The sequence below is a fragment of the Cellulomonas sp. NPDC058312 genome, from assembly GCF_042880135.1.
Lineage (GTDB): Bacteria > Actinomycetota > Actinomycetes > Actinomycetales > Cellulomonadaceae > Cellulomonas.
This window is the reverse complement of record NZ_JBHVZE010000002.1, coordinates 1-23,593: the sequence shown is the minus strand read 5'-3', so window position 1 is coordinate 23,593 and position 23,593 is coordinate 1. Positions and strand designations below refer to the sequence as shown.

Genomic DNA, 23,593 nt, shown 5'->3' with positions numbered 1-23,593 from the left:
TCGCTGCTGCGCGGCTGCGGGACGGGTCCGTCACGGAGCTCCCGATATCGGCAACATCCTTGTTGCCGAAATAAGTCCTGGCAAGCAAGGTTCGCCTCACCCGACGGCGCGGCCCCTACACTCGCGGGGTGCTCGGCCAGACCTCCTCCCCGCCGGCCGTCGAGGTCCGCGGGCTCGTGAAGCGGTACGACGGCCGCGCCGTCGTCGACGGGCTCGACCTGCACGCCTCCCCCGGTCGGGTGACGGCGGTGCTCGGACCGAACGGCGCCGGCAAGACCACGACCGTCGAGTGCTGCGAGGGGCTGCGGTCCCCCGACGGCGGCACCGTGCGCGTCCTGGGCCTCGACCCCGTCGCGGACGCGGCGGCGCTCCGGCCCCGCGTCGGCGTGATGCTGCAGGACGGCGGCCTGCCGACCGGCGTCCCCGCGCTCGGGGTGCTGCGGCACGTCGCCCGGATGTACGCCCGCCCCCGCGACGTCGACGAGCTCGCCGACCGGCTGGGCCTGCACCCGTTCGCGCGGACCACGGTCCGCCGGCTGTCCGGCGGGCAGAAGCAGCGGCTCGCCCTCGCGACCGCCGTCGTCGGCCGCCCCGACGTGGTGTTCCTGGACGAGCCGTCCGCCGGCCTCGACCCGCAGGCGCGCCGCGCCGTGTGGTCGCTGGTCGACGAGCTGCGCGCCGACGGCGTCGCCGTATTGCTCACCACGCACCTGATGGACGAGGCCGAGGCGCTGGCGGACGACGTCGCCGTGGTCGACCACGGCCGGGTCATCGCCCGCGGCACCGTGCCGGAGCTGCTCGCCGGGACGCACGACGGCACCGGGCCCGCGCTGACGTTCCGCGCCGGCCCCGGGCTGCCGGTCGACGACCTGGCGCGGGCGCTGACCCCGGCCGGCGAGCCCGCCGCGACGGCCGTCCGCGAGACCGGGCCCGGCGCCTACGCCGTCGACGCCCCCGCCACCCCCGCGCTCGTCGCCGCGCTCGCCACCTGGTGCGCGGACCGCGACGTCCTGCTCGCCCGGGTCGACGTGGGCGTGCGCACCCTCGAGGACGTGTTCCTCGACCTGACCGGACGGAACCTGCGATGACCGCGCCCGCGCCCGCGCCCGCCGCCGCGCCCCCGCCCGCGCACGCCCCCGACCGGGCCGCGCCCACCGCCCGCCGGGTGCGCGCCCAGGCGCGGTTCGAGACCCTCGCGGTCCTGCGCAACGGCGAGCAGCTGCTCGTCACGCTCGTCATCCCCGTGGTCGCGCTGATCGCCCTCGGCCGGTCGTCGTTCGTCGACGTCGGCACCGACGGCGCCGCGCGGATCGACGTCGTCACCCCCGGCGTCCTCGGTCTCGCCGTCATGGCCGGGTCGATGACCTCGCAGGCCATCGCGACCGCGTTCGACCGCCGCAACGGGGTGCTGCGGCTGCTCGCCACCACGCCGCTCGGCCGGGGCGGGCTGCTCGCCGGCAAGGCCCTCGCGGTGCTCGTCGTCGCGGCGCTCCAGGTGGTCGTCGTCGGCGCGGTGGCGCTGGCGGTCGGCTGGCGGCCCGCCGCGGCCGGGCTCGCACCCGCCGCCCTCGCGCTGCTGCTCGGCGTCGCGGCGTTCACGGCACTCGCGCTGCTGCTCGCCGGGACGCTGCGCGCCGAGGCCGTGCTGGCGGTCGCGAACCTGCTGCTCGTGGTGCTGGCGGTCGTCGGCGGCGTCGTGCTCCCCGTCGCCGACCTGCCGGGCTGGTGGGCGACGGTCGCGCAGTGGCTGCCGCCGGGCGCCCTCGGCGAGGCCCTGCGCGGCGCGCTGGTCGACGGCGCGTTCCCCGCGGCGCACCTCGGTGCGCTGGCGGCGTGGACGCTGGTCCTCGGCGCCGCCGTCCGCCGCTGGTTCCGCTGGAGCTGACGGCCACTGCGCCGGCCGGGTGATGAACGCCTCGTGCGCGGCGTCACGAGCGGCGCGCGGCGGCCCGTAGGCTGGATCCGTGAGCCGTTCCGAGGTCGCCGACGCCCCCGCACCCCCGTCCACGAGGGACCGGCTCGCCGCCTGGCGCGACCGGTTCGCCTACCCGGTGCTGGTCGCGAACCTGGTCGGCCAGATCGGGATCATCGTCACCGGCGGCGCCGTGCGGCTCACGGGCTCCGGCCTCGGCTGCTCGACCTGGCCGCAGTGCGAGCCCGGCGAGTTCACCCCGCGGTTCCACGAGGCGATGACGTACCACCCGCTCGTCGAGTTCGGGAACCGCACCCTCACCGGCGTGCTCGGCGTGCTCGCGCTGGCCACGCTGCTCGTCGTCGTCACCGACCGGACCCGCACGCGGTCCTACCGCTGGCTCGGCGCGGCCCCGCTGGTCGGCGTCGCCGCCCAGGCGCTCATCGGCGGCGTCATCGTGCTGCTGCACCTGCACCCCGCCTGGGTGAGCCTGCACCTGCTGGTCTCGATGCTCCTGGTGGTGGCCTCGACGCTGCTGGTGCACCGCAGCCGCGAGGGCGACGGACCGCGCGTGCCGGTCGTCGGGCCCGCCGCGCGCCGCCTGGTGCCCGTGCTCGCGGTCCTGCTGACCGTCGTCCTCGTGCTCGGCGCGATCACCACCGGCGCCGGCCCGCACTCGGGCGACGAGGAGGTCGGCTACCGGTTCACCGTCGACCCGTACCTGATGGCCCGCGCGCACGCCGCGTCGGTCTGGCTGTTCCTCGGCGTGCTGGCGGTGCTGCTGTGGCTGAACCGCCGCGGGCCCGCGGTGCTGCGCCGCCGCGGCTGGGTGATGGTCGTCCTGGTGCTGCTGCAGGGGGCGATCGGCTACGTGCAGGTGGCGACCGACCTGCCGGTCCTCATGGTGCTGCTGCACATGCTGGGCGCGGCGCTGCTCGCGGCGGGGACGACGCGGTACCTGCTGACGTTCCGCACGCGGGCCTGACGCCCGCCCCGCCGGACGACTCGCCTACGACGCCGCGACCAGCGGCGCCCCCGCGTCGAGCAGCGCCCGCGCGGCCGGGCCGTCCAGCGGCGCGTCCGTGACGATCCCGGTCACGTCGCCGAGCGGCAGCACGCGGAACGGCGACGCCGCACCGATCTTCTCCGCACTCGCCAGCACGTAGGTGTCGCCCGCGCGGGCCGCCAGCGTGCGCTTGGTCGCGGCCTCCTCGGCGTCGCCCGTGGTCAGGCCCGCCTCGGCGTGCACGCCGGTGACGCCGAGCAGGAACACGTCGGCGACGATCCCCGCGGCGGCCTCGGCCAGCAGCGCCCCGGACGTGACCACCGAGTGCTTGAACAGCCGGCCGCCGAGCACCAGCACCTCGACCGTCGGGTGCTCGGCGAGGGCGGCGGCGACCGTCGGGCTGTGCGTGACGACGGTGGCGCGCAGGTCGGCCGGGAGCGCGCGGGCGACCGCGAGCGCGGTGGTGCCGCCGTCCAGGATCGCGGTGCTGCCGGGCCGGATCAGCCGCGCGGCGGTGCGGGCGACGCGGTCCTTGTTCTCGACGGCGACCCCCTGGCGGACGGCGTAGTCCGCGACGGCCGGCGAGACGGGCAGCGCGCCGCCGTAGACCCGCTGGCAGAGCCCGGCGGCGGCGAGGTCGCGCAGGTCGCGACGGACGGTGTCCTCGGACAGGCCGAGCCGGTCGGCGACGTCCTTGGCCACCACCCGCCCCTCGGTGCCGAGCACCCGCAGCAGCTCGTCCCGTCGTTGTGCCGGCAGCATGGCGCCTCCTCGCTCATTCATGTTGATCCCTAGTCTTGCACGGTTCTGCACGTTACTGTCGGCGCCATGACCGCACAGATGATCCTGATCGCCGGCCCCTACCAGTCCGGCACCGACGGCGACCCCGCGAGGATGGCCGCGAACCTCCGCCGGCTGGAGGAGGCCGCCTGGCCCGTGTTCCAGCGCGGCCACGTGCCGATGATCGGCGAGTGGGTGGCCCTGCCCGTGCTCTCCAGCATGGGCGCCGACGGACCGACCGACCCGCGCGCCGCCGACGTCCTCTACCCGACCGCCGAGCGCCTGCTCGAGCACTGCGACGCGGTGCTCCGGCTGCCCGGCGCGTCGCAGGGCGCGGACAACGACGTCGCGATCGCGCGGCGCCGCGGCATCCCCGTCTACACCTCGGTGGACGAGATCCCGCACGCCACCGCCTGACGCCCGACGGCATGCGCTGACCTGCGCGTCCGTCGGCGCGCCTTCCGGACCCTCGTCTGTGTCGTAGGTCACATCTACGCTCGTCCCCATGGAACAGGCGATCGAGGCCCGCGGGCTCGTGAAGCGCTACAAGGGCGTCACCGCCCTCGACGGCGTCGACCTCACCGTGCCGTCCGGCACGGTGCTCGGTCTGCTCGGCCCCAACGGGGCCGGCAAGACCACCATCGTGCGCGTCCTGACCACCCTGCTGCGGCCGGACGCCGGGAGCGCGCACGTCATGGGGGTGGACGTCCTCGCCCGCCCCGCCGAGGTCCGGCGCCGGATCGGCCTGTCGGGCCAGTACGCGGCCGTCGACGAGTACCTGTCCGGGTACGAGAACCTCGACATGATCGGCCGGCTCTACCACCTCGGCGCCCGACGCTCCCGGGAGCGGGCGCGCGAGCTGCTCGCCGCGTTCCGCCTCGAGGACGCCGCCGACCGCCCCACCCGCACCTACTCGGGCGGGATGCGGCGCCGGCTCGACCTCGCCGGCGCGCTGGTGGCGGACCCGCCGGTGATCTTCCTCGACGAGCCGACCACCGGCCTCGACCCCCGCGGCCGCACCGACATGTGGGAGGTCATCCAGACCCTGGTGGCCGGCGGGACCACCCTGCTGCTCACGACGCAGTACCTCGAGGAGGCCGACGTCCTCGCCGACGAGATCGTCGTCATCGACCACGGCCGGATCATCGCGCAGGGCACCGCCGACGAGCTCAAGCGGCAGGTCGGCGGCGAGCGGCTGGAGCTCACCGTCGCGGACGCCGCGCAGCTGGCGCTCGTCGGTGCGGCGCTCGAGCCGCTCGGCGTGGCCCGCGCGACCGTGGACGAGGGCCGGCGCTCGTTCGTCATGCCCGTCTCCGGCGGCCCCGAGGTGCTCAGCGAGGCGCTGCGCCGCCTCGACGACCAGGCCGTCCGGCTCGAGGACGTCGGCCTGCGCCGTCCCACCCTCGACGACGTGTTCCTGTCCCTGACCGGCAAGGCCACGGACCCGGGCGACGAGCCCGGCCGCGGCGACGCAGGAGGTGCGTGATGGCCGTCCCGTACGTGCTCGCGGACGCGGCGGTGGTCGCGAAGCGGAACATCATCAAGATCAAGCGGGTCCCCGACCTGCTGGTCTTCACCACGCTCTCGCCGATCATGTTCGTGCTGCTGTTCTCGTACGTGTTCGGCGGGGCGATCGACACCGAGGGCGGGGGCGCCGCCTACCGGGAGTTCCTCATCGCGGGGATCTTCGCGCAGACGGTCATCTTCGGCTCGACGGTGACCGGCGCCGCGCTCGCCGAGGACCTCAAGAAGGGCATCCTCGACCGGTTCCGGTCGCTGCCGATGGCACCGTCGGCGGTGCTGACCGGACGCACCTTCTCCGACGTGATCAACAACGTCATCGTGCTCGTCGTCATGGGTCTGACCGGCCTGGTGGTCGGGTGGCGGATCCGGTCGTCCTGGCTCGACGCGCTGGCCGGGGTCGGGCTGCTGCTCGTGTTCGCCTACGCGATCAGCTGGATCATGGCCTGGGTCGGGATGCTCGTGCCCAGCCCGGAGGTCGTGAACAACGCCTCGTTCGTCATCATCTTCCCGCTGACGTTCGTCGCCAACACGTTCGTGCCGCTCGAGACGCTGCCCGGGCCGCTGCAGACCTTCGCCGAGTGGAACCCCGTGTCGTCGGTGACCCAGGCCGCGCGCGAGCTGTTCGGCAACATCCCGCCGGGCACCCCCGAGCCGACCGCCTGGCCCCTGCTGCACCCCGAGCTGTACACGCTGATCTGGTCGGCGGTGATCCTGCTGGTGTTCGTCCCGCTGGCGAACGCGCAGTACCGGGTGTCGACCAGCCGCTGACCAGCGCGCGGCCGCGGGCCCCGGGCTCAGGCCCGCTGCCGCTTCCGGGCGTACATCGCCGCGTCCGCGCGCGCCAGCAGGTCGCGCACGGGCTCGTCGCCGTGCGCCTGCGCCGTCCCGTGGGACCAGGTGGGGTCGTCGGCCCGTCGCCGCTCCCCCGCGTCGCGCACCCAGTCCTCGGCCGCCGCCGCGTCCCGGCCCGCGAGCACCACCACGAACTCGTCCCCGCCGAGCCGCCCGATCGCGTCGTGGCGGTCCAGCCCGGCGCGCCAGCCCGCCACCAACGACACCAGCACCGTGTCACCGGCCTGGTGCCCGCGCGTGTCGTTCACGCGCTTGAAGTCGTCGACGTCCAGGCACACCACGCTCGCCGGACGGCCGTGCCGGGCCGCGTCCCGGACCACCCGACCCACCTCCTCCTCGAACGCGGTCCGCCCGAGGGCGCCGGTGAGGTCGTCGGTCGTCGCGATCACCCGCAGCCGGGTGACCAGGTACGTCACCAGCGAGCTCATCGCGACCGTCGTCGCCGCCAGCACCAGCCACGACAGCGGGTGGAACGGCACCGGCGAGGCGAGCATCCCGGCCGCGAGCGTGACCAGCACCAGGGCCAGCGCCCGCCGCACCGTCCGGTAGCCGCCCAGCAGCGCCGCCGCCTGACCCGCGACGACCAGGCCGAGGCTCGTCGTCACCACCCCGACCTCGGTCCGGCAGCTCGCGACCAGCACACCGCCGACCAGCACCGCGACGACGAGCGCGACCAGCGACGCCCACGGCCGGTGCCGGACGAGCAGCACACCCCCGGCGAGCAGCGCCAGGACCGCCGCCGCGCCGTACCAGACCCCGACCAGGGCGACCCGCGACGGCGGCCACACCGCGCTCATCAGGCAGAGCACCGCGCACAGCGCCAGCGCCGCCGCGGAGTGGGTCGCACCGAGCAGCAGGCGCGCACCGGCGCCGCCGGACGTCGGGCGCGCGCTCACGTCCCGTCCATCGGCCGGTCGGGGGCCGTGCTGACGCCACGACGCCGCGGGTCGCCCGTTCGGGCTACCCGCGGCGTCCGGTGCGCGTGCGGCGCTGTGCGGTGACGTGCGCGTCAGTCGACGGGGCGCAGCGTCCGCCAGCCGCGGTCCCGTGCGGCGGCGGCGGCCAGGATCCCGACCACCGCGCTCGGGCTGTGCAGCTGCCCGGCGAGGACGGCCTCGACCGCCTCGTCCAGCGGCACCCACAGCGGGACCATCGTGGCCTCCTCGTCCTCGCGGGCGAACCGCTCGGCCTCGGGGACCTCGACCACGTCGCGCGCGAGGTAGACGAGGATCTCCTCGTCCGAGCCGCCGGGCGAGGTGTGGAACTCGGCGAGCAGGTGCCAGGTGGCCGCGCGCAGGTCGGCCTCCTCGGCGAGCTCGCGGGCCGCGGTGAGGTACGGCGGCTCGCCGTCGACGTCCCGCAGCCCGGCGGGCGGCTCCCAGAGCTCGCGCCGCACCGGGTGCCGGTACTGCTGCAGGAGCAGCACGCGGTCCTGGGCGTCGAGCACGAGCACCGCGACCGCGCCGGGGTGGTCGACGAACTCGCGGACCACCTGCGACTCGCCCAGGTCGACGGTCTCCGAGACGAGGTCCCAGATCTTGCCGTGGTGCAGGTCGGTGTGCGCCAGGACGGGCCGCGGGGCGGGCCGGTCGACCGGCCCGCCCCGCGGCGTCTGCCCCGCGTCGGTCACGCCTTCGCCTTCGCGCCCGACCGCGCCGGCGCGGCGGACCGTGCGGCGAGCGCCGCGGCGATCAGGCCGGCGAACAGCGGGTGCGCGCGGGTCGGACGGGACTTGAACTCCGGGTGCGCCTGCGTGGAGACGTAGTACGGGTGCACGTCGCGCGGCAGCTCGACGAACTCCACCAGCGACGAGTCGGGCGAGACGCCCGAGATCACCAGGCCGGCGGCCTCGAGCTGCTCGCGGTAGGCGTTGTTCACCTCGTACCGGTGCCGGTGCCGCTCGGTGACCCGGGTCGACCCGTACGCCTCGGCGGCGACCGAGCCCTCGGTCAGCACCGCCTCGTACGAGCCGAGCCGCATCGTGCCGCCGAGGTCGCCCTCGCCGCCGACGATCGCCAGCTGCTCGGCCATCGTCGCGACGACGGGGTGCGCCGGGTCGGTGTCGAACTCCGAGGAGGACGCCCCGTCCAGGCCGAGCACGTTGCGGGCGTACTCGATGACCATCGTCTGCAGGCCGAGGCAGATGCCGAGCGTCGGCACCTTCGACTCGCGCGCCCAGCGCAGGGCGCCGAGCTTGCCCTCGATGCCGCGCACGCCGAAGCCACCGGGCACGAGCACGGCGTCGACCCCGCCGAGCGCGCGCTTCGCGCCCTCGGGGGTCTGGCACTCGTCGGACGGCACCCAGCGGATCTTCACCTTGGCGTCGTTGTGGAACCCGCCGGCGCGCAGCGCCTCGGTCACCGACAGGTAGGCGTCGGGCAGGTCGATGTACTTGCCGACCAGGGCGACCTCGACGTGGTGCGCGGGCTGGTGCACGCGCTGCAGCAGGTCGTCCCAGCCGCTCCAGTCCACGTCGCGGAACTGCAGGCCGAGGCGCTGCACGACGTACGCGTCCAGGCCCTCGGCGTGGATGACGCGGGGGATGTCGTAGATCGACGGCGCGTCGACGCAGGAGATGACGCCCTGGGTGTCGACGTCGCACATCAGCGCGATCTTCGACTTGATGGACGCCGGGATCTCGCGGTCCGAGCGCAGCACGATGGCGTCGGGCTGGATGCCGATGCTGCGCAGCGCGGCGACGGAGTGCTGGGTCGGCTTGGTCTTGAGCTCACCGGACGGGCCGATGTACGGCACCAGCGACACGTGCAGGAAGAACACGTTGTCGCGGCCCAGCTCGTGACGGACCTGGCGGGCCGCCTCGAGGAACGGCTGCGACTCGATGTCGCCGACCGTGCCGCCGATCTCGGTGATGATGATGTCGACGTCGTCGGCCGCCTGCGACCGCATGCGGGACTTGATCTCGTCGGTGATGTGCGGGATCACCTGCACCGTGTCGCCGAGGTACTCGCCGCGCCGCTCCTTCGCGATGACGTGCGAGTAGACCTGACCGGTCGTCACGTTGGCGGAGCCGACCAGGTCGACGTCGAGGAACCGCTCGTAGTGCCCCACGTCCAGGTCGGTCTCGGCGCCGTCCTCGGTGACGAAGACCTCACCGTGCTGGAACGGGTTCATCGTGCCGGGGTCGACATTGAGGTAGGGGTCGAGCTTCTGCATGGTCACCCGCAGACCGCGGGACCGCAGGAGTCGTCCCAGGCTGGAGGCGGTCAGGCCCTTGCCCAGTGAGGAGGCGACGCCTCCCGTGACGAAGATGTGCCGGGTCGTGGAATCCGACCGCCCGGAGAGTCGATTTGCGCGCTCTGCCACGGGCTTCCACTGTACCGGACGCGGAGCCGGTGTGCGTCACCTCCGCGCGGACACGCCTGCGCCCGCGCTCCGGTCAGGCGGTGTAGACCACCCGGAGCTGGTCCAGGACGTCGGGCAGCGTCGGCAGCTCCGCCGCCCGCACCCGCGCGGCCGCCCGCAGGTCAGCGCGCCGGGCGTCGTCGGCCAGCACGCCCGCGACGGCGGTCCCCAGGGCGTCGGCGTCCCCGACCGGCACCAGCACCGCCGCCTCCGCGGTCACCTCGCGGGTCCCGCCCGCGTCGGTCGCCACGACGGCCGCACCGAGCGCCAGCGCCTCCTGCACGGCCAGCGGCTGCCCCTCCCAGACCGCGGCGGAGGCCACGACGTCGGCCGCGGCCATCAGGTCCGCCACGTCGGCGCGGCGACCCAGCAGCCGGACCGGCGCCCCCGCCTCGGCGACGCGCGCCGCGAGCTCGTCGTGCAGCGGCCCGTCCCCCGCGACCAGCCAGACCAGCGCGGGCCGGTCCCGGGACGCACGCGCCGCGGCGGCCACGAGCGTGTCCAGGCCCTTCTGCGGCGCCAGCCGGGCGACGGTCACCACCAGGTCCGCGTCGGCCGCGAGCCCGAGGGCGGCCCGCGTCGCGGCGGCGTCGGCCGCCGACGCCGGACGACCCGGCGCGGGCACCAGCGCGCGCTCGGCCACCCGGGCACCCTGCGCCGCCGCGAGGGCGACCAGGTCCCCGGACACGCCGAGCACCACGTCGGCGCCGCGCGCGACCACCCGGCCGAGCACCGCCGAGACCGCGCGGATCGCGCGCCCCCCGACGGGCAGGTTGTGCAGCGTCACGACCACCCGCGCCCGACGACCGGGCCGGGACCGCACCGCGAGCACCGTCAGCGCCCCCGCCCGCAGTCCGTGGGCGTGCACGGCGTCGGCGTCCCGCGCGAGCGCGGCGATCCGGGCGACCGCCCGCAGGTCGGACGCGTGCGGCCGGTCGGCGATCTCCACCGGGGCGAACCGCACCCCGTCCGGCACGCCACGGCCCGGCGCGACGACGTCCGCGAGCCCGGACGGGCCGGCGACGACGACCCGGTCCCCCGCGGCGGCCAGGGCAGCGGCGACCTGCTCCACGTGCCGGGCGACGCCGCCCGCGCTGGAGCCGAGCACCTGCAGCACGCGTCGTCCGGTCATCGGTCGTCCTCCTGGCGGGGTCGGTCGGGGGCGGCGAGCGGGGTGGCGGGCGGGGCGGCGGGGCCCGGGTCCGTGCCCGGCACAGCGGCGTCGGGGGCCGGGATCCCCGCGGCCGGGGTCCCGACCGCCGGCGTGCCCTGGGCCGGTCCCCCGCGCCGCAGCAGCTCGGTCACCGTGGACCGGTCGAGCAGCGCGACCAGCGCCACCACGACCGCCACCACCAGCGCGGAGCCACCCGCGGCCGCCGCGACGGCACCGGCGATGCCGTCGGTCAGCGCCTGCACGGCGTCGACGGTCCACCGGCCGGCGACGGCGGCGAGCCCGCCGGCCACGAGCACCACCGCGAGCGTGCGCGGCAGCCCGGCGACGGACTCCCGCCCGGCGGCGGACCGCAGCACCAGCACCAGCGCGACCCCCGCGACGAGCATGCCGACCGTGTTGCCGATCGCGAGCGCGCGCAGCGTCGCCCCGCCGTCGTCGGCCCCCGGCACGAGCACCGCGCACGCCGCCCAGGACGCCGCCACGACCGTCACCCAGCCGGCGCTCGCCGCGAGCACGGCGAGGCGGCCGCGCTCGAGGGCGTAGAGCGCGCGCGAGACGTGGAACACCAGCCCGAAGCCCAGCAGCCCGGGGGCGACCAGCGTCAGCGCCGGCGCGACGGCGTCGATGACCTCGGTGTCGCCGCGACCGATCAGCCGGAACACCGTGGTCGCGGCGGGCGCGACGGCCGCGAGCATCGCCGCGCCGACCGCCCCCGCGACCAGGACCGCGCGGGTGGTGACCGCGGCGAGCGGTGCGTACCCGGCGCGGCCGTCGCGCTGCGCCGCCGCCGCGAGCCGCGGGAACGTGCTGGTCGCGAGCGGCACGGCGAGCACCGCGTACGGCAGCAGGTAGGTGGGCTGGACCAGGGTCTGCCACGCGGTCAGCGTGCCCTTGCCGCCGTAGGTGCGCGCCAGGGTGATCGTCACGAGCACCGCGAGCTGCTGCGCGACCAGGGCGCCGATGCCGGCGAGCGCGAGCCCCCGGGCCCGGGCCGCGACGCCGGGCGGGAACCGCCACGCGGGCCGCAGCCGGACGCCGGACCGGTGCACCGGGACCAGCAGCGGCAGGCCCATCGCCGCGACCCCGGCGGTCGTGCCCCAGGCCAGCAGGGCGGCGGCCCCGGGCGGCAGGAGCGCCCCGTCCCCCGCGTCGGGGGTGTCACCCAGCAGGCGGCCGTACCCGGCGTAGGTGGCGATCACGACGAGGCTGGACAGCACCGGGGCGAACGCGGGCCAGAAGAACCGGCGCTGCGCCTGCAGCACGCCCGACAGCACCACGGCCAGGCCGTACAGCGGCAGCTGGACCGCGAACACGCGGACGAAGAACACGATCAGGTCCCGCTCGGCCGCGGAGTCCGCCCGGGCGAGCACGGCGAGCGGCTCGGCGGCGGCGGCCAGCACCACCGCGATCAGCGTCAGCCCGGCGAGCGTCCAGCCGAGCATCGCCGACGCGATCCGGGACACGTCCTCGCGCATCCCCCGCGCGATCGGCCCGGCGATCACCGGGATCAGCGCCCCCGCCAGCGCGCCGCCCGCGGCCACCTCGAACAGCACGTTCGGCAGGGTGTTCGCCCAGTTGTACGCGTCGCCGACGGTGGTGACGCCGACCGCGTTGGTGAAGACCAGCGTGCGGCCGAAGCCGAGCAGCCGGCTGACGACCGTCACCACGGCGATGAGGGCGGCGGCGCCCGCCAGACCGGACAGGACGCCCCGGCGGCTCACCGCGCGGGCACCTCGGCCGCGCCCGGCCCTGGGTCGGAGTCGGGGTCCGGGTCGCGGTCCGCCGCGGGCCCGGGCGGGACGTGCGCCGGGCGGCGGCCCCACGCGTCGATCTCCCGCAGCACCGGGGTACGCGCGATGACCGCGGTGAAGCTGACCTTCTCCGACGCCACGGTCAGCGCCACGACGCCGGCCAGCAGCGCGAGCCGCACCGGCCGCGGGCACGCCTGCACGGCGACGGTGCCGAGCACGGCGCCGACGGCGTTCGCCCCGGAGTCGCCGAGCATGTCGCGCTCCGCCAGGTCGTCGGGCAGCTCCGCCACGACGGCGCCGAGCACCGCGGCCGCGGTCCCGCCGCCGCGGCCGCCGAGCACGCCCGCGGGGGCGGCGGCGAGGGCCGCGGCCTTCAGCGCGCGCCCGGGCCGCAGGTCGAGCAGGTTCACCAGGTTCGCGGACGCGGCGACCAGCGCACCGTCCGCCGCGACGTCGGCGAGCCGCACGAGGGCGGCGCCGCCCCGACCGGCCGGCAGCCGGTCGTGCGGCCGGCTCAGCGCGGCGGCGACGAGTGCGCCCGCGCCGATGCCCAGCACCTTCAGCCCGCCGGTCGTGACCTCGCCGCGGGCCAGCGCACCGAGGTGGCCGCGCAGTCCCTTGCGCACGGTGCCCTCGCGGTCCTCGGTCAGGTCGTCGACCAGCCCGAACGCGGTGGCCGACGTGGTCGCCACCGCCAGCGCGGCGGCGTCCCGGCCGGAGGGCGACCCCACGAGGCCGCCGGCGAGCACGCCCGCGGCCACGGCGGGGCCACCGAGCATGCTGACCGGCTCGCCCCGGTGGTTCGTGCGCTCCCAGAGGCGCGCGCCACCCGGCGGCTCGTCGTCCAGCAGACCGCGCACGACCGTGGTGGTCAGCCGCGCCGTGACCGCGGCGGCGACGCGACGTCCGACGCTCATCCCTCGGCCCCGGCCTCGCCCCCGTCACCGGCGGCGCCGTCCACGGTGCCGTCGGTGCCCGGGTCCACCACGTCGCCGGTCGAGGCGGGCGTGCGGTCCACGGGGGGCAGCGTCGTGGTGGTCGGCAGCGTGGTGAGGTCCTCGCCGTAGCCGTAGTGGCCGTTGGTGCCGCCGATCCGCGCGTTGAGCGCGAGCGGGACGGACACCTGGCCGGCGATCGCGTCGGCGCCGCTGACGGTGGTGACCGCGGCCGCCGCGTCCTCGTCGGCGCGGATCGCGGCGACGAGCGTGCCCTCCGTCGCGGGGCCGTCGACGACCACCGCACCCTCGGACCGGCTCTGCGCGACGCGGGCCAGGGCGATCTGCGCGTCCAGGACGGCCTGCAGCTCGTCGGCGTCCGCGGTGGCGTCGGTGGCGACCGCGTCCGGCGCGACGGTCGGCGCCACGAGCACGACGGCGTCGGCGGGCGCGGTGATCTCCTCACCGAACGTCACGAGCGGGCTGTCGCCCGAGGTCAGCAGCTCCAGCAGGGTGCCGGCCGCGCTGCTGAGCCGGTCGGGCTGCGCGGGGTCGGCGCCCGTCAGGCCCTGCACCAGCGCCTCGGCGAGCGAGGTGTCGACGGAGGCGTCGTCCGCGGGCTGCGGGTCCAGGTAGGACAGGATGCTGCCGGACAGCGCCTGACGGAACGTCCGCAGGTCCGTCGACGTCCACGCCTCGTCCAGCGTCACGTGCGCGCTGACCGTGGCACCGGCGTCGGTGAGCTGGCTCTCGACCGCGGTCAGCGCGTCGCCGTCCACGGCGCCCAGCGACACGACGGCCACGCGGCGGTCGGACAGGGTGCCGTCCACGAGCTCGGCCCCGGCCGCGGCGATGTACGCGTTGCTCGCCGCGAGCTCGGAGGCCTGGGTGTCCAGGTCGGTGCGCAGCGCGTCCTTCTCGGCCCGCAGCTGGTCGACCTGACCGGTGAGCGTGTCGCCGATCGTCTCCTTCAGCGGGCCGGCGCCGAGCGCGATGCCGACGGCCAGCGCCAGGAACACCGAGATGAGGGAGACGAGGTGGTAACGGAAGTCGATCACTGTGCGGACTCTCGATCGGGTGCCGACGCGAGGGCGGCACGGTCAGGGGCGGGTCGGGGCGGCACGGCCGCGGACGTCACGGCGTCCCGCCGAACAGCGACCCCAGCCAGGAGGCGAAGTCGTCCCAGCGCGCGCCGGTCAGCCCGATCAGCGTCTGCCCGGCGGTGGTCGACGCGAGCGCGACCCCCAGGGCGAGCAGACCCGCGAGGACCAGCAGCGTCAGCTGGAGGTTGGAGATCCGGTTCCGGTAGAGCCGCGACACGCCCTTGGCGTCCACGAGCTTGCTGCCGACGCGCAGCCGGGTGAGGAACGTGCTGGCCATGCCCGCGCGGCCCTTGTCCAGGAACTCGACGAGGGTGGCGTGCGTGCCCAGGGCGACGATGAGCTCGGCGCCCTTGTCGTCCGCGAGCAGCATCGCGACGTCCTCGCTGGTGCCCGTCGCGGGGAACACGATGTGCGGCACGCCGAGCTGGTCCACGCGGGCCAGGCCGGGCGCGCGCCCGTCGCGGTAGGCGTGCACGACGATCTCCGCGCCGCAGCGCAGCGCGCGGTCGGACACGGAGTCCATGTCGCCGACGATCATGTCCGGCGTCCAGCCGGCCTCGAGGATCGCGTCCGCGCCGCCGTCCACCCCGACGAGCACCGGCCGGTACTCGCGGATGTACGACCGCAGCGTGACCAGGTCCTCCTTGTAGTGGTACCCGCGCACCACGATGAGGACCTGGCGGCCGTCGATCTGCGTCGTGATGTCCGGGACGCCCACGCCGTCGAGCAGCAGGTCGCGCTCGCGGCGCAGGTAGTCCATCGTGTTGGCCGCGAACGACTCCAGCTGGACCGACAGGCCCTCGCGCGCGGCGGCCTGGTCGGTCGCCACGGTCTCGACGGTCTGGACGACGCCCTCGGCGACGAGCCGGTCGCCGTCGTGCACGGCGCCGCCCTCGATGCGCAGGGTCCGGCCCTCGCGGATCGTCATCACGTCGGGCCCGAGGTCGTCGATCAGCGGGATGCCCGCGGTCACGAGGATGTCCGGGCCGAGGTTCGGGTAGCGGCCCGACGTCGAGCGGGCGGCGTTGAGCACCGCGGCGGGTCGGCGGGCGACGAGCGCCTCGGCCGAGACCCGGTCGATGTCGACGTGGTCGATCACGGCGATCTCACCGGGCCGCAGCCGCTTGGTCAGCGTCTTGGTCCGGGGGTCGACCCGGGCGGGGCCGACGAGCTCGCCCCCGTGGGGCGCGGCGGAGCGTCTACGCGAGGGCAGGAGTTTCATCGGTGTTCATCGTGCCACGCTTCCCAGCTCCAGAAGCTCCGCGGCGTGCGCGCGCGCCGCACCGGATTCCTCCTGACCCGACAGCATCCGGGCGAGCTCGCGCACCCGGTCCTCCCCCGTGACCTCCCGGACGCCCGACGCGGTGATGGTGTCGGCGTCGCGGGACTTCGTCACGACCAGGTGCCGGTCCCCGAACGCCGCGACCTGCGCGAGGTGCGTGACCACCAGGACCTGCGAACCCCGTGCCAGTGCGGCCAGACGCCGCCCGACCTCCGTCGCGGCGCGCCCGCCCACGCCCGCGTCGACCTCGTCGAACACGAACGTCCCGGGCCGGTGCTCGCCCTGGTCCGGGGACGTCGCGAGGGCCACCTCGAGCGCCAGCATCACCCGCGACAGCTCGCCGCCGGACGCACCCTTGCCCAGCGGTCGGGCCGGCGCCTCGGCGTGCGGGCGCAGGAGCATCTCCACGAGATCTCCACCGTGCGGGCCCAGCTCGGCCGCAGGCTCGACGCGGACCTCGAGCCGCGCGCCCGCCATCGCCAGCCCGGCGAGCTCCGCCGACACCGTCTCCGCCAGGCGCGCCCCGGCCTCCCGGCGGGTCGCGCCGATCCGCGCCGCCAGGTCGGCCAGGCGCGCGTCGAGGGCCTCCCGCTCCGCGGTCAGGGCCCCGACCTTGCCGTCCCCGTCGCCGATGTCCAGCAGCCGGCGGCCGCTCGCGTCGGCCCAGCGGAGCACCGCCTCGACGTCCTCGCCGTACGAGCGGGTCAGCGAGACCAGCTCCGCGCGGCGCGTCTGGGCGGCGTCGAGCCGCAGCGGGTCGGCCTGCAGGTCCTGGAGGTACGACGACAGCTCCAGCGCCGCGTCCGCGAGCAGAAACCCCGCCTCCGCGACCCGGTCCCGCAGCTCGGCGAGCCGCGGGTCGTGCGCGCCGCCCTGGTCCAGCAGCCGTCGGGCGTGCTCCACCGCGCCCGCGGCGCTCGCCGTGTCGTCGACCGCGTCCTCGTCGCCGACCAGCGCGGTGTGCGCCCCCGACGCCGCCGACCGCAGGTCCTCCGCGTGCTCCAGCCGCTCGATCTCCCGGCCGAGCTCGACGTCCTCCCCCGGCTGCGGGTCGACCCGCTCGACCTCGGCCAGCCCGAGGCGCAGCAGCTCGGCCTCACGGGCCAGGTCCTGCCGGCGCGCCGTCAGGTCGTCGATGGTCGCCTGCAGCCGGGCGCGCTCGCCCCAGGCGTCGCGGTACTCCGCGAGCAGCCCGGCGTGCGCCGCACCGGCGAACTCGTCCAGGGCCTCGCGCTGGTGCGCGGGCGACCGGAGCCGCGCCTGGTCCTGCTGGCCGTGCACGGTGATGAGCTGCTCGGCGAGCTCCCCGAGCACCGCCTGCGGCACCGACCGCCCGCCCAGGTGCGCGCGTGAACGCCCCGGTGACCCGTCCGTCGCGGCCGCGACCGTCCGCAGCAGCACGAGCCCGCCGTCGTCGTCGACCGACGCGCCCGCCTCCTCCGCCCGCGCCCGCACCGGCGAGCCCTCCGGCACCACCACGCGGCCCTCGACGACCGCCGAGCCCGCGCCGGTGCGCACCGTCGCCGGGTCCGCCTTGCCGCCGAGCAGCAGGTTCAGCCCCGTCAGCACCATCGTCTTGCCGGCGCCGGTCTCCCCCGTGAGCACCGTCAGCCCTGGGTGCAGCCGGATCTGCGCGCTGGTGATGACGCCCAGGTCGCTGATCGTGATCTCCTCGAACACGCCCGTCAGCTCCCGTCCGCCTCGTCGACCGGCTCGCGCCCGAGCCGGTTGTCCTGCGCCTTGCCCCGCCAGCCCACCACGGGCAGCCGGAACTTGTTCACCAGCCGGTCCGTGAACGGCGCCGGGGTCAGCCGTGCCAGCCTGACGGGCACCGGCGACCGGCGCACCTCGACCCGCGAGCCCGCGGGCACCTCGATCCGCCGCCGGCCGTCGCAGACCAGGATCGCCGCGGACGGGGACCGGGTCAGCACCTCGACGGCCACCACGCTGCGCGGACCCACCACCAGCGGCCGGGCGAACAGCGCGTGCGCGGACAGCGGCACCACGATCAGGCTGTCGACCTCCGGCCACACCACCGGCCCGCCCGCCGAGAACGCGTGGGCGGTCGAGCCCGTGGACGTCGCCAGCACGACCCCGTCGCAGCCGAAGCTCGACAGCGGCCGGTCGTCGACCTCGATGACCACCTCGACCATCTTCGCCGGCTCGGCCTTCTCCAGCGCCGCCTCGTTCAGCGCCCAGCCCGTCAGCGGGTCGCGCCGCCCGGGCACCTGGACCTGGACCTGGAGGGTCGTGCGCTCCTCGACCGTGTAGTCGCCCGCCGCGATCCGGCGCACCGCCTCGTGGATGTCGTCGCGCTCGCTCTCCGCGAGGAACCCCACGTGCCCGAGGTTGATCCCCAGCAGCGGCACCCCCGCACCGCGCGCCAGCTCGGCGGCGCGCAGGATCGTGCCGTCGCCACCCAGGATCATCGCGAGCTCGATGTCGTGGAACGCCATGCCGGGGACGTCCTCGCCCGCGAGCACCGGCGTGAAGCCCGCCGCGGTCAGCGCCGCCACGGCCTCCTCGGCCGCCGTCACCGCCTCGGCCCGTCCGCTGTGCGTGACGACCAGGACCCGCCTGCTGCTCATCTGCCTGCACCCTCCACGTCGGTGACCGCTGCCCGTACCCGGGCGACGAGGTCGTCGCCGGCGGCGGGTGTCCCGCGGCGCAGCCACAGGAAGTACTCCACGTTGCCGGTCGGACCCGGCAACGGGCTGCGCGCCACGCCGACGACCACCAGCCCGTGCTGCTGCGCGACGGTCGCGACCCCGAGCACCGCCTCCTGCCGCTGCTCCACCGACCGCACCACCCCGGTCGAGCCCAGCCGCTCCCGGCCGACCTCGAACTGCGGCTTGACCATGAGGACCAGGTCCGCGTCCGGCGCGGCCACGGCGGCCAGCGCCGGCACCACCAGCGTGAGCGAGATGAACGACAGGTCCGCGACCACCAGACCCGGCGCCGGGTCCACGTCGCCCGCCGCCAGGTGCCGCACGTTCACGCCCTCGCGGACCTCGACCCGGGGGTCGTCGCGCAGCCGCTGCACCATCTGGTCGTGGCCCACGTCGACGGCGACCACGTGCGCGGCACCCCGCCGCAGCAGCACGTCGGTGAACCCACCCGTGCTGGCGCCGGCGTCCAGGCAGTCACGCCCCTCGACCCGGACCCCGTCGAACGCCTCGAGCGCACCCAGGAGCTTGTGCGCCGCGCGGGACGCCCACTCGTCGTCCGACGGGTCGGGTGCGACCTGCAGCCGGTCCCCCTCGTCCACGGGTGTCGCCGGACGGCGCACCGGGCGGCCCTCGACGGTCACCCGGCCCGCCGCGACCAGCTCGGCGGCGTGCCGGCGGGACCGCGCCAGGCCGTCCCGCACGAGAGCCGCGTCGACGCGCGTCGGCACGCGCCTCAGCCCTCCGCGTCGGCGAGGCGGTCCTGCAGGGCCGCGTGCACGGCGTCGAACACGGCCAGCTGCTCGCGCAGCCCCAGCTCGGTGACCTCCGTCAGACGCACCAGCGTCTGGTCGACCGCCTGGTCACCCGTCGGCTCCACGACACCCTGCTCCCTCCACCGCCACCCCGGCGGTCCGCTCGTGCTCGGACGCGGGTGGGTCACGACGCGTGCGACCACGCCGTGACCCCGCCCGATGCTCCTGCTGCCCCCGTGCTGGCGGACAGGTTACCGGCCCGTGCCGCCGACGGCGTCGCCCTCGCCGGTGACGACCAGGTCCGGCACCGACGCCGGGTCGAGCTCCTCGCCGGCGTCCACCGACGCCCACGCCGCCGCGCACGCCGCACGGACCAGGTCGACCGAGGTCGGCCCCGGGCCCGCGAGCTCCAGCCGGCCCGCGGACACCCGCGCCGCCGCGGACCCGCACGTCCACCAGCCCTCCGCGCCGGCCTCCGGGGCCGGGTGCGGCACCAGCAGGCCGCCGAGGTCGGCGGCGATGTAGTGCGGCCGCAGACCGGGCGCGGCGAGCACGTCGTCGCGGGCCGTGCTCACGCCGGTCAGGACGTGCAGCCCGGCGAACCCGCCCGTGCGCGCCCCCGCGAGGTCCGTGTCCAGCCGGTCGCCGACGACGAGCGCCTCGCGGGCACCCGCCCGCTCGACGGCGATCTCGTACATCGTCGACGCGGGCTTGCCCGCGCTGTCCGGCACCACCCCGGTCGCCGCGACGACCGTGCCGACGAGCGCCCCGTTGCCCGGAGCGAACCCCCGGGCCGTGGGCAGGCTCTGGTCGAGGTTGCTCGCCACGAACCACGCGCCACCCGCGACCGCGTACGCGGCCTCCGCGAGCTGCGCCCAGCCGAGGTCCGGGGAGAAGCCCTGCGCGACCGCGTCCGGCTGCTCGTCCGCCGAGGTCACCACCGTGAACCCCGCGGCCCGCACCGCCGTCACCAGGCCCGCGCCGCCGACGACGAGCACCTTCGCGCCCGGCTGCAGCCGCGTGCCGAGGAGCGCCGCCGCCGCCTGCGCCGCCGTGAGCACGTCGGCGGGCTGCGTCGGGATGTCCAGCGACGTCAGCTGGTCCGCGACCGACTCCGGCTCCCGCGACGCGTTGTTCGTCACGAACACCAGCCGCATCCCGGCCGCGCGCGCCCCGGTGAGCCCCGCAGCGGCGCCGTCGATCGGCTCGTGGCCGCGGTAGGCCACGCCGTCCAGGTCGACGAGGGCGAGGTCGTAGCGCTCGGCCAGCGGGATGTCGCTGCCGAGCAGTCGTGCGTCCGTCACTCGTCCTCCGAGTCCTGGGCGCCCGCGGGCGCGTCGTCGGTGTCGGCGTCGGGCTCGGCGTCGGCCGGCTCAGCGGCGTCTGCCGGCTGAGCGGCCTCGTCCGGCTCGATCGGGTCGTGGGAGTCGAGGTCCGACGCGTCGCCCTCGTCCAGGTCGTCGGCGTCGTCCTCGTCGGCCAGGTCGAACACGACCACGTCCTCGTCGTCCACCGGGCCCACGACCTGCGCGAGCAGCGCCGGCGGGACCGCGGCCACCGCGGCATCGGCCTCGTCGACCCGCCCCGCGGCGCGCAACGCGTCGGACCGGGCCTGCGCGACGCGCGCGGCGAGCACCGTCTTCACGGGACCGTCCGCGACGCCGGCGAGCACCGCGACCGCCGCGTCCGGGTCGCCCATGTCGAGGCGCGCCCCGCTGACCACGATCGCGAGCTCGACGCGCGTCTCCGCGCTGATGCCCTCGGCCTCCTCGGACGCGGCGAGCGCGATCGCCCGCTCCGGCCGGCCGAGACCGCGCTCGCAGTCGGCCATGACGGCCAGGTGCTCCGACGAGCCGTTCAGCCGGCGGACGGTCCGCAGCTCGCGCAGCGCCTCCGCGAACCGACCCGTGCGGTACGCCGCCAACCCGGCAGCCTCCCGCACCACGTCCACGCGACCACCCCGCCGCACCGCGGCCTGGGCGTGCGCGTAGGCGAGCTCGGGCTCGTCCTCCAGCAGGCGCCCGGCCATCACCAGGTGCCGACCGACCACGCCGGCGTTGTCCTTGCTCAGCGTCCGGAGCCGAGCACGGACATCGCGGTCGAGCTCGCTGAACTCGACGTCCTCCGGGATGTACGGACCCTGGTCGCGGAACTCCTGGGGCGGTCGGCTCTCGCGACGCTCGTCGCCCTGCTCGCGCCGGGCACCACGCGGCAGGGGCCGACGCGACGCGTCCTGCCCGCCGCGGGCGTCGCGCTGCCGGTCGTCGCGGGGCCGGTCCTCGCGGGGCCGGCCGTCGCGGGGCCGGTCCTCGCGGGGCCGACCATCGCGCTGGCGGTCGTCACGCGGCCGGTCGTCACGGCGGAACCCGCCCGCCCGCTCGACCCGCTGCCCACCACGGTCGTCGCGGAACCCGCCGGAACGCTCACCCGAGAAGCCCCCCGACCGCTCGACGCGCCGGAACGCCGGACGGTCACCGGAGTCGCGGCGCGGTCCACGGTCCTGCCACGGTCCGCGCGCCCGGTCGTCGCCCGCGGGACGCCCGAACCCGCCGCGGTCGCCGTCACGGCGGTCCCCACGGGAACCGCCCCGCTCGGGACGGCCCCCGTCGGCACCGCGGTAGCCGCCGCGCTGCTCGTCGCGTCCGCCGTCACGCGGAGCCCGGAAGCCGTCACGCTGCGGACGGTCCTCACGCTGAGCGCGATCGGGCCGCCCCCCGCGATCGTCAGGTCGTCCGCCGGCACGGTAGCCACCCCGGTCGTCACGACCCGCACGGTCGTCGGGACGCCCACCGGCACGGTAGCCACCCCGGTCGTCACGACCCGCACGGTCGTCGGGACGCCCACCGGAACGGAAGCCCCCACGCTCGTCGGGACGACCCCCCGTGCGGAACCCGCCACGGTCGTCGCGAGCACCTCGACCGTCAGGACGGAACGCGCCGCGCTCATCCGAACGGGCCCCTGGACGGAAGCCGCCACGGTCGTCACGAGCCCCACGCTCGTCAGGGCGCCCACCGGCTCGGTACCCACCACGCTCGTCCGGACGACCCCCGGGACGGAACCCACCGCGGTCGTCAGGTCGGCCCCCACGCGCGTCAGGACGCCCGCCAGAGCGGAAACCACCACGGTCGTCACGACCGGACTCCGAGCGCCCGCCCCAGGACTCGCGCGGCGCGCCGGACCCACCACGGAACGCACCCGCGCGCGAGTCGTCCCGCGGCCCGCGCCGGTCGTCGCGGTCACGGGCGGCGTACCCGCCGCGCGCGCCCGAGCTGTCCCCACGCGAGGAGCCGCGGTCGTCGCGCTCACGGGTCTGGTACCCGCCGCGTGCAGCCGAGCCGTCTCCACGCGAGGAGCCGCGGTCGTCGCGAGCTGCGCCGGACCGGTAGCCGCCGCCCGCACGGTCGCCGGTCGCTCGTGCACCAGCGCCGCCGAAGCCCGGGCGCTCGGCACCACGATCGGGGCGCTGGGCCCCCCGCTCCCCGTAGGGCGCGCGCGCTGCCGGGGCGCTGCCCCGTGCGCTGCGGTCACCCTGCTGGTCACGGCTAGAGGGTCGACCTCGCGACCCGGCCACCTTGGGCCCGCGGACCGGTCGGGCACCACCCGTCGCCGGGCGTGCGCCGTACCGTCCGACACCGCCGGACCGTCGGTCCTCGTCGCGTCCCCCGGTGCCTCGACGGCCACCGTCGTCCGCCGAACGCGTCCCGCGCTCGTCGCTGCTCATATCCAGCTTCTCCTCGTCATTTGACCACTGACCATCGTCTCATCCGCGAGCCCCTGCGCCTGCATCCCGAGCGGTCCGAGCCGCACCGGCGCCTCGATCCGCGCCGCTCCGCCGCACGTGCTGCGACGAACGTCACCGGGTGTCCTGCCTGGACCTCGGGACCGCGCAGTCCACGCAGGCACCTCGAGGCGGTCCCCGGGAACGGCACCCGACGTCCAGTGCCGGTGCCCCCACGAGACGAGCGCACGTCCCGAGCACGCGCGAGCCCCAGCGGTTCATGCCCTCCTGCCCTCGCACGCGCGGCCACCGACCGCCTGACCAGAGAGCGGTTACGACACGCGGGTGCGCGGCGTCGGGGGCCGGCGTGTCGTGACCACTCGTCGGGGCCCGAGGACCTGGGTCGGCGAGATGGCGTTCCGAGCGTCTGCTCGGGTGTAAGAGCGCAGGCGAGCTCTGTCATCTCGGCAGGGAATGGCGTCCGGGTGGGGCGGGGAGGCGCGCGCAGGGGTGTGCGAGTGCACCCGATCTCGGTCGGTCGCCGGCGTGCGGGAGCCCGGTGAGGACGCGGCGAGTGGTCACGACACGCGGGTGCGCGGCGTCGCGGGCCGGCGTGTCGTGACCACTCGTCGGTGTCTCGGCGGTCGTGCAGGGCCCGTGCGCGGGCTATATGGGTCGGGAAACACGAAGAGCCACCCCTTGCGGGGTGGCTCTTCGCGAAATGGTGTCCGGCGGCGTCCTACTCTCCCACACCCTGGCGAGTGCAGTACCA

21 protein-coding genes are annotated in these 23,593 nt (G+C 76.3%); 6 read left to right on the top strand and 15 right to left on the bottom strand.

Going from position 1 to position 23,593, the window contains the following annotated elements; translation table 11 throughout:
* Positions 1-128 precede the first annotated feature (128 nt).
* From ACFVXN_RS04470 to ACFVXN_RS04460, 3 genes are all read left to right on the top strand, one after another.
* The gene (locus ACFVXN_RS04470) at positions 129-1,088 is read left to right on the top strand and encodes an ABC transporter ATP-binding protein (protein ID WP_389227958.1); all 960 of its coding nucleotides are present in this window, start codon (positions 129-131) and stop codon (positions 1,086-1,088) included.
* Positions 1,085-1,885 (top strand): ABC transporter permease, encoded by an 801-nt coding sequence (locus ACFVXN_RS04465; protein WP_389227955.1) that lies wholly within the window; start codon positions 1,085-1,087, stop codon positions 1,883-1,885. Before ACFVXN_RS04470 ends, ACFVXN_RS04465 begins: the two co-directional genes overlap by 4 nt.
* 79 nt (positions 1,886-1,964) lie before the next feature.
* Complete coding sequence (locus ACFVXN_RS04460; protein ID WP_389227952.1) at positions 1,965-2,897, top strand: heme A synthase; 933 nt, start codon at positions 1,965-1,967, stop codon at positions 2,895-2,897.
* Positions 2,898-2,921: 24 nt separating this feature from the next.
* Here the strand turns inward: ACFVXN_RS04460 and ACFVXN_RS04455 are convergent, their stop codons facing one another.
* Positions 2,922-3,701, bottom strand: coding sequence for a DeoR/GlpR family DNA-binding transcription regulator (locus ACFVXN_RS04455; RefSeq protein ID WP_389227949.1), 780 nt, complete (start codon positions 3,699-3,701; stop codon positions 2,922-2,924).
* Between the two features lie 45 nt (positions 3,702-3,746).
* Here ACFVXN_RS04455 and ACFVXN_RS04450 point away from each other — a divergent pair, with 45 nt between their 5' ends.
* The 3 genes from ACFVXN_RS04450 to ACFVXN_RS04440 all read left to right on the top strand — a co-directional run bounded on the left by ACFVXN_RS04450 (position 3,747) and on the right by ACFVXN_RS04440 (position 5,990).
* Positions 3,747-4,115: a DUF4406 domain-containing protein gene (locus tag ACFVXN_RS04450; RefSeq protein ID WP_389227946.1), complete on the top strand. Its 369-nt coding sequence runs from the start codon at positions 3,747-3,749 to the stop codon at positions 4,113-4,115.
* An 88-nt stretch (positions 4,116-4,203) separates the two neighbouring features.
* Entirely contained in the window at positions 4,204-5,184 is a 981-nt protein-coding gene (locus ACFVXN_RS04445) for an ATP-binding cassette domain-containing protein (protein WP_389227943.1), read from the top strand.
* Positions 5,184-5,990: an ABC transporter permease gene (locus ACFVXN_RS04440; protein ID WP_389227940.1), complete on the top strand. Its 807-nt coding sequence runs from the start codon at positions 5,184-5,186 to the stop codon at positions 5,988-5,990. Before ACFVXN_RS04445 ends, ACFVXN_RS04440 begins: the two co-directional genes overlap by 1 nt.
* 26 nt (positions 5,991-6,016) lie before the next feature.
* Here ACFVXN_RS04440 and ACFVXN_RS04435 read toward each other — a convergent pair whose 3' ends face one another.
* The 14 genes from ACFVXN_RS04435 to ACFVXN_RS04370 all read right to left on the bottom strand — a co-directional run bounded on the left by ACFVXN_RS04435 (position 6,017) and on the right by ACFVXN_RS04370 (position 21,153).
* Entirely contained in the window at positions 6,017-6,970 is a 954-nt protein-coding gene (locus ACFVXN_RS04435; protein ID WP_389227937.1) for a GGDEF domain-containing protein, read from the bottom strand.
* Positions 6,971-7,083: 113 nt separating this feature from the next.
* On the bottom strand, positions 7,084-7,704 hold the full coding sequence (locus ACFVXN_RS04430) for an NUDIX domain-containing protein (protein WP_389227934.1): 621 nt from the start codon (positions 7,702-7,704) through the stop codon (positions 7,084-7,086).
* A complete protein-coding gene (locus tag ACFVXN_RS04425) occupies positions 7,701-9,398 on the bottom strand; it encodes a CTP synthase (protein ID WP_389227931.1) in 1,698 nt (565 codons plus the stop codon). Before ACFVXN_RS04425 ends, ACFVXN_RS04430 begins: the two co-directional genes overlap by 4 nt.
* 73 nt (positions 9,399-9,471) lie before the next feature.
* Positions 9,472-10,569 carry a glycosyltransferase gene (locus tag ACFVXN_RS04420; RefSeq protein ID WP_389227928.1) on the bottom strand — a complete coding sequence of 366 codons (1,098 nt, stop codon included), beginning with the start codon at positions 10,567-10,569 and terminating at the stop codon, positions 9,472-9,474.
* Positions 10,566-12,332 carry a murein biosynthesis integral membrane protein MurJ gene (gene murJ, locus ACFVXN_RS04415; RefSeq protein WP_389227925.1) on the bottom strand — a complete coding sequence of 589 codons (1,767 nt, stop codon included), beginning with the start codon at positions 12,330-12,332 and terminating at the stop codon, positions 10,566-10,568. The genes ACFVXN_RS04420 and murJ overlap by 4 nt, the downstream gene beginning before the upstream one ends.
* Positions 12,329-13,279, bottom strand: a complete 951-nt coding sequence (locus ACFVXN_RS04410; protein WP_389227922.1) for a hypothetical protein — start codon at positions 13,277-13,279, stop codon at positions 12,329-12,331. Before ACFVXN_RS04410 ends, murJ begins: the two co-directional genes overlap by 4 nt.
* Positions 13,276-14,355, bottom strand: a complete 1,080-nt coding sequence (locus ACFVXN_RS04405; RefSeq protein WP_389227919.1) for a copper transporter — start codon at positions 14,353-14,355, stop codon at positions 13,276-13,278. The genes ACFVXN_RS04410 and ACFVXN_RS04405 overlap by 4 nt, the downstream gene beginning before the upstream one ends.
* A gap of 76 nt (positions 14,356-14,431) precedes the next feature.
* Positions 14,432-15,622 carry a putative cytokinetic ring protein SteA gene (gene steA, locus ACFVXN_RS04400; protein WP_389227914.1) on the bottom strand — a complete coding sequence of 397 codons (1,191 nt, stop codon included), beginning with the start codon at positions 15,620-15,622 and terminating at the stop codon, positions 14,432-14,434.
* A 6-nt stretch (positions 15,623-15,628) separates the two neighbouring features.
* Positions 15,629-17,362, bottom strand: a complete 1,734-nt coding sequence (gene recN / locus ACFVXN_RS04395) for a DNA repair protein RecN (protein ID WP_389227911.1) — start codon at positions 17,360-17,362, stop codon at positions 15,629-15,631.
* A 5-nt stretch (positions 17,363-17,367) separates the two neighbouring features.
* Positions 17,368-18,270: an NAD kinase gene (locus ACFVXN_RS04390; protein ID WP_389227908.1), complete on the bottom strand. Its 903-nt coding sequence runs from the start codon at positions 18,268-18,270 to the stop codon at positions 17,368-17,370.
* Positions 18,267-19,079 carry a TlyA family RNA methyltransferase gene (locus tag ACFVXN_RS04385; protein ID WP_389227905.1) on the bottom strand — a complete coding sequence of 271 codons (813 nt, stop codon included), beginning with the start codon at positions 19,077-19,079 and terminating at the stop codon, positions 18,267-18,269. Before ACFVXN_RS04385 ends, ACFVXN_RS04390 begins: the two co-directional genes overlap by 4 nt.
* Before the next feature lie 5 nt (positions 19,080-19,084).
* Positions 19,085-19,228 carry a hypothetical protein gene (locus tag ACFVXN_RS04380; protein WP_389227902.1) on the bottom strand — a complete coding sequence of 48 codons (144 nt, stop codon included), beginning with the start codon at positions 19,226-19,228 and terminating at the stop codon, positions 19,085-19,087.
* Positions 19,229-19,354: 126 nt separating this feature from the next.
* A complete protein-coding gene (locus ACFVXN_RS04375) occupies positions 19,355-20,407 on the bottom strand; it encodes an HAD-IIA family hydrolase (RefSeq protein ID WP_389227899.1) in 1,053 nt (350 codons plus the stop codon).
* The gene (locus ACFVXN_RS04370; protein ID WP_389227896.1) at positions 20,404-21,153 is read right to left on the bottom strand and encodes a hypothetical protein; all 750 of its coding nucleotides are present in this window, start codon (positions 21,151-21,153) and stop codon (positions 20,404-20,406) included. Before ACFVXN_RS04370 ends, ACFVXN_RS04375 begins: the two co-directional genes overlap by 4 nt.
* Positions 21,154-23,593 lie beyond the last annotated feature (2,440 nt).

Excerpts from the sequence above, each read along its gene's own strand:
- ACFVXN_RS04455 (WP_389227949.1), bottom strand. The coding sequence starts at position 3,701 with ATGAATGAGCGAGGAGGCGCCATGCTGCCGGCACAACGACGGGACGAG.
- ACFVXN_RS04410 (WP_389227922.1), bottom strand. The coding sequence starts at position 13,279 with ATGAGCGTCGGACGTCGCGTCGCCGCCGCGGTCACGGCGCGGCTGACC.
- ACFVXN_RS04420 (WP_389227928.1), bottom strand. The coding sequence starts at position 10,569 with ATGACCGGACGACGCGTGCTGCAGGTGCTCGGCTCCAGCGCGGGCGGC.
- ACFVXN_RS04390 (WP_389227908.1), bottom strand. The coding sequence starts at position 18,270 with ATGAGCAGCAGGCGGGTCCTGGTCGTCACGCACAGCGGACGGGCCGAG.
- ACFVXN_RS04445 (WP_389227943.1), top strand. The coding sequence starts at position 4,204 with ATGGAACAGGCGATCGAGGCCCGCGGGCTCGTGAAGCGCTACAAGGGC.
- ACFVXN_RS04440 (WP_389227940.1), top strand. The coding sequence starts at position 5,184 with ATGGCCGTCCCGTACGTGCTCGCGGACGCGGCGGTGGTCGCGAAGCGG.
- steA (WP_389227914.1), bottom strand. The coding sequence starts at position 15,622 with ATGAAACTCCTGCCCTCGCGTAGACGCTCCGCCGCGCCCCACGGGGGC.
- ACFVXN_RS04465 (WP_389227955.1), top strand. The coding sequence starts at position 1,085 with ATGACCGCGCCCGCGCCCGCGCCCGCCGCCGCGCCCCCGCCCGCGCAC.
- ACFVXN_RS04450 (WP_389227946.1), top strand. The coding sequence starts at position 3,747 with ATGACCGCACAGATGATCCTGATCGCCGGCCCCTACCAGTCCGGCACC.